11 protein-coding genes are annotated in these 12,255 nt (G+C 45.9%); 7 read left to right on the forward strand and 4 right to left on the reverse strand.

Annotation, left to right across the window (positions count from 1 at the left end):
* Window positions 1-72 precede the first annotated feature (72 nt).
* Genes QWZ05_RS13720 through QWZ05_RS13745 form a run of 6 tightly spaced genes read left to right on the forward strand, consistent with a single transcriptional unit; the run spans window position 73 to window position 5,969 of the window.
* Window positions 73-1,158 (forward strand): glycosyltransferase family 9 protein, encoded by a 1,086-nt coding sequence (locus tag QWZ05_RS13720; RefSeq protein ID WP_290298894.1) that lies wholly within the window; start codon window positions 73-75, stop codon window positions 1,156-1,158.
* Window positions 1,155-1,949 carry a glycosyltransferase family 2 protein gene (locus QWZ05_RS13725; RefSeq protein WP_290298897.1) on the forward strand — a complete coding sequence of 265 codons (795 nt, stop codon included), beginning with the start codon at window positions 1,155-1,157 and terminating at the stop codon, window positions 1,947-1,949. Before QWZ05_RS13720 ends, QWZ05_RS13725 begins: the two co-directional genes overlap by 4 nt.
* 3 nt (window positions 1,950-1,952) lie before the next feature.
* Window positions 1,953-2,984 carry a glycosyltransferase family 9 protein gene (locus QWZ05_RS13730; RefSeq protein ID WP_290298899.1) on the forward strand — a complete coding sequence of 344 codons (1,032 nt, stop codon included), beginning with the start codon at window positions 1,953-1,955 and terminating at the stop codon, window positions 2,982-2,984.
* A 6-nt stretch (window positions 2,985-2,990) separates the two neighbouring features.
* Window positions 2,991-3,476 carry a pantetheine-phosphate adenylyltransferase gene (gene coaD, locus QWZ05_RS13735; RefSeq protein ID WP_290298901.1) on the forward strand — a complete coding sequence of 162 codons (486 nt, stop codon included), beginning with the start codon at window positions 2,991-2,993 and terminating at the stop codon, window positions 3,474-3,476.
* Window positions 3,477-3,535: 59 nt separating this feature from the next.
* Window positions 3,536-4,483, forward strand: a complete 948-nt coding sequence (locus QWZ05_RS13740) for a glycosyltransferase (RefSeq protein WP_290298903.1) — start codon at window positions 3,536-3,538, stop codon at window positions 4,481-4,483.
* Window positions 4,476-5,969, forward strand: a complete 1,494-nt coding sequence (locus tag QWZ05_RS13745; protein ID WP_290298905.1) for a capsule assembly Wzi family protein — start codon at window positions 4,476-4,478, stop codon at window positions 5,967-5,969. The genes QWZ05_RS13740 and QWZ05_RS13745 overlap by 8 nt, the downstream gene beginning before the upstream one ends.
* Before the next feature lie 82 nt (window positions 5,970-6,051).
* Here QWZ05_RS13745 and QWZ05_RS13750 read toward each other — a convergent pair whose 3' ends face one another.
* The 4 genes from QWZ05_RS13750 to QWZ05_RS13765 form a co-directional block, all read right to left on the reverse strand.
* Window positions 6,052-6,786 (reverse strand): glycosyltransferase family 25 protein, encoded by a 735-nt coding sequence (locus tag QWZ05_RS13750; RefSeq protein WP_290298907.1) that lies wholly within the window; start codon window positions 6,784-6,786, stop codon window positions 6,052-6,054.
* Window positions 6,787-6,804: 18 nt separating this feature from the next.
* Entirely contained in the window at window positions 6,805-7,776 is a 972-nt protein-coding gene (gene lpxM, locus QWZ05_RS13755; RefSeq protein ID WP_290298909.1) for a lauroyl-Kdo(2)-lipid IV(A) myristoyltransferase, read from the reverse strand.
* A 280-nt stretch (window positions 7,777-8,056) separates the two neighbouring features.
* Window positions 8,057-8,998, reverse strand: a complete 942-nt coding sequence (rfaD, locus tag QWZ05_RS13760; RefSeq protein WP_290298911.1) for an ADP-glyceromanno-heptose 6-epimerase — start codon at window positions 8,996-8,998, stop codon at window positions 8,057-8,059.
* A gap of 252 nt (window positions 8,999-9,250) precedes the next feature.
* Window positions 9,251-10,603, reverse strand: coding sequence for an MBL fold metallo-hydrolase (locus tag QWZ05_RS13765; RefSeq protein ID WP_290298913.1), 1,353 nt, complete (start codon window positions 10,601-10,603; stop codon window positions 9,251-9,253).
* 296 nt (window positions 10,604-10,899) lie between these two features.
* Between QWZ05_RS13765 and QWZ05_RS13770 the strand changes: the two genes are divergently transcribed.
* Window positions 10,900-12,231: a capsule assembly Wzi family protein gene (locus QWZ05_RS13770; protein ID WP_290298915.1), complete on the forward strand. Its 1,332-nt coding sequence runs from the start codon at window positions 10,900-10,902 to the stop codon at window positions 12,229-12,231.
* Window positions 12,232-12,255 lie beyond the last annotated feature (24 nt).

The raw sequence follows: 12,255 nt of genomic DNA on the forward strand, positions 1-12,255 counted from the left end.
AGTGTGCCGTGATGAAGAGGAGGTTTTGTGGCATACTATCATCTGAATTAAAGTGATAGGAACCAAAATCTCATGGCGAGTGAGCACTTGACTGCTACCGATTTGACAGCGCCTAAAATTTTACTAGTTTTAACCCGCTATCTGGGTGATACGTTACTGATGACTGGTGTCTTGCGAAGCTTGCGTAGTGCTTATCCGAAAGCATCAATTACGGCACTAGTGGCTCATAAGGGGCGCTTTGCCCTTGAGGGCAACGGGGATCTTGATGAATTGTTGGTTGTGGAAGATAAGTTCTCACTATCTGGCATGATGAAGCTACTCCAATCACACTTCAGGCGCTATGACTGGGTGATTAACGATAAAGCTTCGGGAAAAAGTGAAATCTATGCCTTTTTGTTTGGCAAACTTGGCAGCAAAACAAGTTGGCAAGCGCGGGTTTTGAACCAAAATATGCTCGGTACTTGGCGAAGTAAAGCGCCGTTTAATCATCATTGTGTACTTGATGATGATGATCGTGAGCACCGCATGGTGCGCAGTATGAAATTACTCGAACCATTGCCCGTTAAGGTGCAAGCTCAAATTGTTGTGCCATCTATTCCTGTCGCATTGTCATTACCTATGCACTATTTGGTACTTCATGTTCCTGCGTCTAATGATTTGAAGCAGTGGTCTATCTCCAATTGGCGTCAATTGGTTGATGGCCTGCTTCATTCTGGTATTTCTCTAGTGCTCACCGGCGCGCCATCTGAGCGCGACAAAAGGTTAGTCTCTGAAGTAATGAATGGGCTAGAGGATGATCCACAGGTGATTGATTTATCTGGTAAGCTCTCGATTGCAGAGATGGCCACAGTGGTTAAGCAAAGCGCTGGCTATATTGGACCGGATGGGGGTACTACGCATTTGGCCTCAGCGTTTGATATACCCATTTTTTGTATTGTGAGCGTAGCCAATGCGGTGATGTGGGGGCCATGGCCATATCAGATGAGTATTGAGGATTATCAGCGAGAGCCTTATGAGGCCGATGCAGAACAACAAGTCAGAGGAAATGTGTCTATATTCCAAGCTCACCCAGATGCAACATATGCCCTACAACGTAATATTCACCCACAAAATGTATTATCTCATGTATTAGCTGTTATTGAGAGGAATGAATCGTGACAACAGTTAGTTTAATTATCACGACCTACAACTGGGAAGAGGCCTTAGAGGCCGTGCTGAAAAGTGTTCTTTTTCAAACGCGATTGCCGGACGAAGTAGTAATCGCCGATGACGGTTCGCGTGAGGGGACGAAAGCGCTAATTGAGTCTTATCAGTCAAGGTTTCCTATACCACTAATCCATAGTTGGCAACCGGATGAGGGTTTTCGTTTAGCGATGTCTCGAAACCGTGCTATAGCCAATGCGGTGGGTGAGTATCTGATTATGATCGATGGTGACATAGTGATGCCACCAAGCTTTATTGAGGATCATATACGGGCAGCCAAACCAGGATGGTTTATTCAAGGGGGGCGTGTACAAGTCGGGCCAACTCGAAGCCGCGAGTTGATGATTAAGCCAATGTCACTGTCTCCTTTTGCCAGTGATATCCGTAATCGGAAAAACACCATTTCCAGTAACCTGCTGAGCCGTTTGTTTTCCTACCAACGCGACAACGACGCTGCAACACGGGGTTGCAATATGAGCTTTTGGAAAGCGGAGGTAACAAAAGTCAATGGGTTTAACGAAGCCTTTGAAGGGTGGGGGCGCGAAGACAGCGAGTTTGTTCATCGTATGCTAAATAGTGGCTACCATCGTTTGTATTTAAAGTTTGCAGGTGCGGGATTACACCTTTATCACAAGGAAAATGCACGCGATGCGCTGCCACACAACGACGCGATTTTTCATAATACCGTTGAGAAGAAACTCAAGTGGTGTGAACTTGGCCTTGAACAGTACTTAAAGGCTGAGTAATTAATGGTGAGATCGATTTGCATATTGCGTTTGTCGGCCATTGGTGACGTTTGCCATGCCTTGTCAGTCGTACAACACATCCAAAACACCTACCCACAAAGCAAAATTACTTGGATTATGGGTAAAGTAGAAGCACAGCTATTGGGAGATTTACCGGGTGTAGAGGTTGTGGTGTTTGATAAAACACAGGGCTTTACTGGTATGAAAATGGTGTGGAAGCAACTGTCCTCCCAAAGGTTTGATTTACTTTTGCATATGCAAGTTGCTTTGCGTGCAAGTGTATTGACATTAGGTATTCGAGCTAAAACCAAACTGGGGTTCAGTTGGGGCATCGCGAAAGAGGGCCAGTGGCTTTTTACCAATCAAAAGCTGCCATCGACGAGAGCGATTCATGTGCTTGATAACTTTATGTGTTTTGCTAGTGACATAGGGTGCCCGAAAGTGGTTCCTGAATGGTTTATCCCGCTTTCTAAGCAAGATGAGAGCGTTAAAGCTTTATTGCCAGCAAAGTATATTGTGATCAGCCCTAGCGCAAGTAAGCCAGAACGAAATTGGCTTGCGGAACGTTATGCTAAAGTGGCTGAGCGGGCGGTAGAGCTCGGTTTCGCTGTCGTGATCACGGGAGGGCCGAGTGCGGCTGAACGAGCTCTAGCAGATGGAATTATCGGCGCGTGTCAATTTGATTTGTTCGATTTGGTAGGGAAAACCAACCTAAAATCGCTGTGTGTTGTACTACGTGATGCCCAGGTCGTCATCGCACCAGACTCAGGGCCTGCGCATCTAGCAACCACTCAGGGGACACCGGTTATTGGGCTCTATGCACACAGTAACCCTAAAAGAACGGGCCCTTATAATAGTCTCAACTGGGTCGTATCAGTCTATGAAGAGGTGGTGTTAGAACAACATGGGAAACCGAGTAAAGAGCTTGCTTGGGGGACCAGAGTTAAAGGTGAAGAACTCATGGCACGCATTACAACGGATCGGGTGATTGAGACCTTTGAGCGATTAATCTCAGATTTGAAACTTAAGAAGTAAAACCACATGAAAATAGCTATTTACCCAGGAACGTTTGACCCTGTGACGAATGGGCATTTTGACCTTATTCGCCGAGCTGCATCTATGTTTGACCACCTTGTAGTCGGCGTGGCTGAAAGTCCAAGTAAACACACCATGTTTAGTTTGCAAGAGCGTGTGCATCTACTCCAACAAGTATGCCAGGACATAGAAAATGTCACCGTGAAAGGCTTTAGTGGCTTATTGGTGGATTTTGCGACCAACAATCAAGCCACTATCTTGATTCGTGGACTAAGAACCACGATGGATTTTGAATATGAGTTCGGCTTAACGACAATGTACAGGCGTTTGAAGCCGGAGCTAGAAAGCTTGTTTTTGACACCCTCGGAAGAGTTTGCGTTTCTCTCATCAACACTGGTGAGAGAGGTTGCGATTCACGGTGGTGATGTCACCAACTTTGTCCCAGAATTTGTTCATCGAGCTATTATAGAGAAACAAGGTTACACCAGTTGAATATCCTTATCTACACACAGGCGACTCTTCCTATACGATTTTATGGAGGAACAGAAAGAGTGGTTTGGGACTTAGCACACGCACTGCATCGCTTAGGTCATCGCGTTACATTGTTAGCAGGTAAAGGAACCCAAGCGAAGAACCTACGAGTTATAGAGTATCAAGACAGTGTGCCATTGGCATTGCAAATCCCTGAAGATATAGACATTATCCATTTTCACGCACCGTTTGAGCCTGTCGATATCCCTTATGTGAAAACCCAACACGGGAATGCAAGTGCAGGGGACTATGACGCGAATACAATTTTTGTCTCTAAAAATCATGCTCACAATCATGGCGCACAGGCCTATGTTCATAATGGACTTAACTGGAATAACTATACTGCCCCCAATCTAGCTAAATCACGCAGTAGCTTTCATTTTCTTGGGAAGGCAGCTTGGCGGGTAAAGAATGTTCAGGGGGCTATCGATATTACAAAGAGAGCGAAGCAGCGTCTTGAGGTGATGGGCGGTAGACGCCTGAACATCAAGATGGGGTTTCGTGTTACATTTGACCGCCACGTCAACTTTCGTGGCTTGGTCGATGACAGAGTAAAAGCACAGGTGATGAATAGGTCAAAAGGTCTTATATTCCCTGTGACGTGGCATGAACCTTTTGGCTTGGCGGTCACTGAAAGTTTGTATTTTGGCTGTCCAGTGTTTGCATCGCCCTACGGTTCAATGCCTGAGCTGATCAATGAAGACGTCGGTGTGCTCTCTCATCGCGAATCTGATCTAGTCACCGCCATCGAGCAGACAGAGATTTTTGACTCTAAACGTTGTCATGAATATGCCCGTGATACATTTAATGCCACCATGATGGCTAAAAAATATGTAGAATACTATTCACAAGTGCTTGATGGGTATGTGTTAAACACACCTGTAACTGGGATCAGTCAGTTTAAAAAGCTAGAGTATATTAAGATAGGTGACGAACCACCTCAAAAATGGAATGAACGACGTGATTAGAAATTTTCGTTTGGCGCGCGCTTTATGTGCAAGTAGTACTTTTTTATGCACTTCACTTTTGCATGCTGCACCTTGGGTAAACCCGGATGATATTCATCTTCGAGCCGATATTCAGGCACTGTCCAGTGCCAAGGTTATTCGCGTTCCAGTCACTACCTACCCTTTGATGTGGGATGGCGTAATTAATGACATGGACACCTATCGCCACCTAGCGAATAGTCCGATGCTCAAGGATGCGTATCAGCGTGTGAGGCGTGCACATCGAAACCAGCAAACGAACAACGTTAAGCTTGAAATGGGTGGGGCAACTGAAGCGTTGCGTTTCCAGCATTTTGGTACTCCCGTTCGCAAGCAAGGGGAAGTGACGGCAGGTTACACGGATACTGGAAGTTGGTGGTCATACAATATCGAAGCGACCTATTCAGTTAATGCGCCAGATGATGAAGAGGTAAGGTTAGACAACTCGTATATGGCCGCCATTGCCGGCAACTGGATTTTTACTGCGGGATATCAACAGCAATGGTACGGGCCGGGTTGGGATACCGTATTACTGATGGGCACGAATGCTCGCCCAATGCCAACGGTTTCGATAACACGCCATAATCCACAGGCCTTTGAGGCACCTGTTTTAAAGTGGTTGGGGCCTTGGACACTGACCACCGGCTTTAGTTGGATGGATGATGATCGTTATATGGAAGACACACTCTTGTGGACTTTCCGTGGCACTATTCGCCCTCATCCCAACTTTGAGTTTGGTGTAACTCGCGCGGCTCAGATGTGTGGTAATCCACCAGATGGTTCAGAAAAGTCGTGTGATCTAGACACGTTTTGGCGTGTGCTGATTGGTGATACCAATGTTTGGTCAGGTGAAAATCCAGCTAACCAAATTGCGTCTTTTGATTGGCGTTGGACGGATACAGTGAATGGTATGCCATACTCTCTTTACCATGAGCAGTCTGGTGAGGATAACTTCCATCTGGGCATCCCGCCATTTAGTAAGCGGGGTTACATCTATGGCATGGACTTGACCTTTGAAGCTGTGAGCAATACTGTCACAGGCTTTATTGAATACTCGGATACACAAGCTTGGTGTAATTACTCGAATCAATACAACTGTATGTATGAGCACAGTACTTATAAGTCGGGCTATAGATATAACGGCCGCTCTATAGGCAGTACTTACGATAATGATGCCAGAACGTATATGATTGGTTTTGTGGGAACTCAGCACAGAACTGCGCATCGATGGAAAGCGAACTTCCGTTACCTAGAGCTAAATCGTGATAACAGTAATCGCCCTGCACCAGGAGGGAACCCCGTCGCACCGATTGGTGAAGACGCGATCAATATTGACTTTAGCTACGCATTCCCTATCCCTGTCGGGGAAATAGAGCTGGGAACGGAGTTCACGTATTCAACGTATCATGATGATATTGCCAGTGATACAAACCTAATGGCTTGGGGACAGTGGAGTCACAAGTTCTAATCGACATTTTGTCCTAAAAAAGCAGCCTTGTTTAGGCTGCTTTTTTATTGCTGGTACATATTTGTTATCGACCCAAATTACATTATAGAGTTTTGAGACTCTCAATTTTATTTCTCAACTTCTCGTAGCTTCGAAATGCTTCATTGCCTAGCTTGGTGAGCAGTGAGGCACCACTTTTGTCTTTGCGTTGGACAGAAGCACTGGAAATGGTGGATTTAATCGCGAGTCTTTCTACCAAATTAGGTTTGGTCACCACAGTTTTTATGCTGTGTTTATAGGGCTTTTCCATGAAGTCATCGACGGGCTCATAAAAGCCACCTTGAGAGGCACTAATAAAGCGCTTAGCGGCATAGGGTGTAATGATATACCCTTGTGCGCCGCTGTACCTTTTTCTACTGCGGTACAGTTTCAGGCGTTCAGAGAGTGACTCAGCTAACTGATCCTGCCTAGGGAAGTAAGCAAATAGTTTGATATAATGATGCCGGTGGGTTGCTTCTTTCAGCGATGCTAAAGCTTGTTTGAAACCAGGGAGAAGTTTAACATTGTCTTCTATGACTAAGACGGGCTCATCAAGAGTTACAGCAAGCTCCCACACTTCATAGTGACTGGCATAACAGGCGACTTCTCCCGCCACGAGTTTATAGCCAAGACGTCGAACGGTGCTCTTATCTCGCCTTTTATCATGGTGCAAATGACATGGTACTTCTGCGTCAATAGCATTAAATATTTGATAGTCGAGTGAGAGTTCATCAAGTTGCTTGGTGATCGTCGCTCGACGTTCAGTCGCCCGTTTTAGGCTAATTACCACTATTTTCATTGTGTTACCACTAACTATTTAAGGGTAAAGATCACTTCGTAGATAGGGCTCGTTCCCATCACGTTGAGTCTTGAGTAGCTTTAATATCCACATATATTGTTCAGGCCTTGGTTCAACAAAGGTTTCAACGACTTGGTTCATGACGCGAGCGTCGCTTTCATCATGGCCTGAGAGGTCATCGATTGGGGGGCTTATGTCAACTTCGTATTGGCCAGTCTCTAGGTTGTAGCTAGCAAAAACGGGCACGATCTTCGCTCGGCTGACCTTCGCAAGCTTACCTAAAGCCGGTAAGGTGGCCTTTTCTGTTGCAAAAAAATCAGCAAAAACACTTTGTTCTGGACCATGATCCTGATCTGGAAGGTAGTAACCTAAATACCCATCTTTCACTGATTTAATAAAAGGTTTGATACCACCACTACGATCGTAAACTCGCCCGCCATACTGAACTCTTTGTTTGTGCATTAACCAGTCAAAAACGAGGTTTTTTTGGCTGTTTGCCATAGCGGATACGGGTAAGCCTTTTGAAGCTAGTAAGATGGCGGGGATATCGATAGCCCATGAGTGCGGGACAAGTAAAATGGCACGTTGATTATTTTTTTGCAGAAGCTCTAAGTGCTCTAATCCCGTCACGACGGTTTTTTCACTAAGCCAATGTTTACTCCTAAGTGAAACAGCCGCAAAGCCGGTAAGAAAGACGCCCGCTGTGATCAGGTTGCGCTGGAGGATCTCAAACCTCTCTTGCTCTGTCTTATCTGGGAAACATAGCAGTAAGTTAATCAAGGCACGCCTAATAGCCCCACGTCCTTTTTTCATCTGTGACTTAACAATCTTCGTCACAATGACTTCTCTAAACTTTCTAGGAGTTAAAGCGAATGGTAAGGCGAGAAACACAACCAACCAAGTCCCCCAATACTTAGGCGCCAAAAAAGACCACTGAAACTCAGGGTTATAAGCTTTAGGATCGAAATCGTTACGTTCTTTGTTATTCATAGGGCACTGTTCATAGCCTGTTGCTGTTTTTGTTTAGGGGAGTGAACTTAAGTTTGATTTTAAGATAAAAAAGGTTGAAGGTATGAGGAAAAAGGAAAAGACTTGTCCAGCCTCCAGCCTCCAGCCTCCAGCCTCCAGCCTCCAGCCTCCAGCCTCCAGCCTCCAGCCTCCAGCCTCCAGCCTCCAGCCTTTCTAGAACACAGAGTTCAGAGGTGGTCATTGCAACTCTAGAGCTCAAGCGCTCCCCCCTGTATTCTAAACTCGGTATTCCCTCTTCCTTTTAGCGATTAATCTCTGCCATATACTCAGCCACACCTTCCGCGACCGTCTTAAACGCATGATCACACCCCGCAGCGCGAAGCTTAGTCAAATCCGCCTGCGTATATTCTTGATAAGCGCCTTTCAAGTGCTCTGGGAACTGTATGGTCTCTACTTCCCCTTTGCCATGATACGCAATCACCGCTTTCGCAACTTCATTAAACGACTCCGCATTACCAGTGCCTAGGTTGAAAATGCCCGATACGCCATTTTCCAAGAACCAAAGGTTCACAGCAGCCACATCACCGACAAACACAAAATCACGCTTAAAGTCTTCACTGCCAGCAAACAGCTTCGGGTTTTCACCCGCGTTCATTTGATTGTTCAAATGGAAAGCGACAGACGCCATTGAGCCTTTATGCTGCTCACGTGGACCATAAACATTGAAATAACGGAAGCCAGTAACTTGCGAAAGCGTCTCGCCGTGCTCTTCGGCATCTTGCCATACGCGGCGAACATAGTTATCAAACTGCTGCTTAGAGTAGCCGTAAACATTCAGCGCGCCTTCATATTGCTTCTCTTCGATGAACGTATCCGTTTCACCGTAAGTCGCGGCAGATGAAGCGTATAGGAATGGAATTTCACGCTCAAGACAGTAGTGAAGCAGCTCTTTTGAATACTCATAGTTGTTGAGCATCATGTATTTGCCATCCCACTCAGTAGTAGCAGAGCAAGCACCTTCATGGAATACCGCATCGATAGGACCAAAATCATCACCGGCCATGATTTGAGTAAGGAAATCATCGCGATCCATATAATCCGCAATATCCAAATCAACCAGGTTCTGGAACTTCTTACCGTTTTTCAGGTTGTCTACCACTAAAATATCGCTAATGCCTTTCTCATTTAAAGCTTTAACAATATTGCTGCCAATCATACCAGCGCCACCCGTGACGATAATCATAACTACTTCCTATCTCTATGATGCGTAATGGGGGGAGTATAGCACTGGATAAATATTGGCAAAAGGGACGTGTGTTTAGTGGGTGAGTTATAGAAAAGATTTAACCCCACCCCAGCCCTCCCCTTGAAAAGGGGAGGGCTGGGGTGCTCGTAAAAGATTGAGCGAATCTCATAACCTCCAGCGATCGCGAAACTAGTCCCTCCCCCTGCTAAGGGGGAGGCTAGGAGGGGGTAAGCTCTTTCATTCTCAAACTCACACAACAATCCTTCCAGCAACTGTCTCGCCCAAGATTCCCGCAAACTCCGCCTTACCTTCAACCACCCCATGAATCAAATGCACCTCCTTCACCCCACCATCAATCCCCTCAATAAACCGAAGTAAATCCTCCTGATCCGCATGCGCTGAATACCCAGACATCGAATGAATCTGCGCGTTAACCTCAACTACCTCATCATCTATAACCACACGTTCCTCACCAGACTGAAGCGCATGCCCTAACGTCCCTTTCGCTTGATAGCCAGCAAAAATCACATCGGTTCTTTTATCAGGCAGCAGCGTCTTGAGATAATTAAGTATTCTCCCACCGGTACACATCCCCGAAGCCGCAATCACAATCGCAGGCTCCCCCGACTGCTTAAGTCGGTTGACGACTCTTTGATGTTCTCTGTAACCATCAATCGTGATGCACTGCTCAAAAGCCAATGGGTGCCGCCCTTGCTGCAGTTTGACTTTGGCTTCTTTGCTCCATAGCTTGCGATAGTGTCGATAGGCTTTAGTCACCCTATTGGCGAGCTTCGAATCTAGAATAATCGGTAGTCGGCTGGAGAGTTGATGGCGATGCATCAAAGACTCAATATCAAACAGCAGCTCTTGAGTGCGGCCAACACTAAAGGCAGGAATGAGAATCACGCCGCCGTCTTCGAGAGAGCGGTTGATGATGGTTAGCAACCTCTGTGAACGCTGTTTGACGGATTCGTGTTGCTTGTCTCCATAAGTTGATTCAATAAATAGAAAGTCAGCGCGCTTAGGAGAAGCGGGATCAGGCAAAAGCGGTGTATTGCGAGGGCCGAGATCGCCAGAAAACACCACAACCTGCTCGTTATGTTTAATCTCAATATAAGCCGATCCGAGGATATGCCCAGCTGGTTGAAAGCGAGCATAACACGCTTTAATGCCGCTCAATGGCAGTGGTATCCATTGGTGATATTTCATCGGCTTGAGGTGCCTTTTAATAATACCAAGCACTCGCTTGGCTTGCCCAGCTTGTAGCCTTTGCAAAACTAACGCATCTAGCAGCATGAGTGGCACTAGGGCGCAGGTCGCTTCAGATGCATAAATCGGGCCTCGATAGCCTTTAGCGATCAGCCATGGCAACCTGCCGATGTGGTCAATATGGCTGTGAGTGAGGAGCACCGCATCGATGTGTTTTATTGAAAATGGAATGTCTAGAGGTTGATGCTCTTGGCCTTGGAATAACCCACAATCGATCAGCACACTTCTTTTTTGAATGGCAAGTTTATGACAGGAGCCTGTCACGGTGTGTTTACCACCGTGGTGAGTAACTTGTAAGTAAGGTGTTAGATTTACGTGTGCTTGTATTTCCATTTGGTGTATACCCATAGATACCAATGAATTTCATTGATTAATCTTATCTTTACTGTCGTTTATTCATCCACTTCAACCCAAATGCCTACGAGGCATCACGCATTAATTTATGAAATTGTCATCTACTGGGAGTTACATTTTGTACCCTGTTGAGTTACAATCGCGCCTCTAAAAAATACATACTATAAAAAATAACTTTGCCTTTAGGAGCCAAACCTAAGGGCGGTAGCGTACCAAAATGATGGTTTTGGTACGAAAGTTACACAACGTTACGGCTTCGGACAAAGGTTAGTTTCATGACGGCCCAAACAAAACAGCACCTTAATTCCAATAAATACAAGGTGAGTGTTAAGGTAGCTCGCTGGCTACCATTGACTGTTTTTATGCCTCTTGCGGTGAACGCTTCACCGTGGGTCGAAACTAACGATCCCTTTCTTAGAGCCTCTCTACACAAACTATCTGACAATTTATTGTTGCAAGCGCCGCTCAGTAGCTACCCATTGCGCTGGAACGTGATCGGGGACGATATTAAACGCGCCCATACGCCAGACAACACACGCTATGCCGTGCAGTATGTTCGTCACACAATGAACAATGCACAGTTTGCTCGTGGCAACGTGATGGCGAAAGCGATTTATCAATCGAATCCGCAGGCTCATTTGGGTTACGGTTCGATGGGTACTGACCATTGGGGCATTTATACGAGCTACGACCACATGAGCGAAGACTTTTCGTTTCGGCTGAGTATTAACTATGCCGACTCGATGAAGCCGACAAGTTATTTATCGGGCGTCGAGTCTGACTACGATACCGATGTGAACTTCAAAGGCAGTCACTTATCGTTTAATGCGGGTTTTGCACTTATCTCACTGGGCTATCTAGAGCGCTGGTGGGGGCCGACATGGCAACATAACCTACAACAAGGAAACTTTGGCGAGAACTCTCCGTCATTGCAACTGTCTTGGGTAGGCGATCAAATGCCAGTGATCGGGTTTTGGAATTTAGATAGTGCTATCAATTATATCAACCAAGAGTCCAATTACGTATGGTTAAACCGCTTTACCGCGAAACCTATGGCGCAATTAGAGTTTGGTCTTAACTATCAACTTTCAGATAAAGACAATCAAGATGAGAAATTGGCCAGTTATGGTATCGATGCTCGCTTATCTTTACCGAAAGTCGCTCAATTATCACATGCGGTTTATGCCAATTGGCAACAGACCCAATTTGGCCATGATTCTCAAGCGACAAGCTATGGTTGGGAAGGTCAGTTCCAAGCTTTTGATGCGGAAATGACGCTCGTCTTGGAAGGTCAGCATGTCGATGAGCAGCAGCGTGATCGTTGGACAGGTGCACAGCAGCAGGTGCTGAATGAATACTCTTCGTTGCTTTGGGGAGATAGCGCCTCTGTCGCACTATATGCGCTACTCAATAATGACCATCGAATAACGGCGGTTTATCGAAACTCTGAGTCTGATAGCACGCAAGAAAAAGCCACCCAAATTGATTATCACATCCCATTCCAGCAAGGCATGTTCAGCTTTGGATTGGGATACATCGATTATACCTCTTTAACCAAAACCATTGATGAGCCTAACTTCCTCTTTGGTTACGAATACCGTTACTAACTATCTGCGTTAGCAAGGAACTTA

This window comes from Vibrio agarivorans (assembly GCF_030409635.1).
In the GTDB taxonomy this organism is placed as follows: Bacteria; Pseudomonadota; Gammaproteobacteria; order Enterobacterales; family Vibrionaceae; genus Vibrio; species Vibrio agarivorans.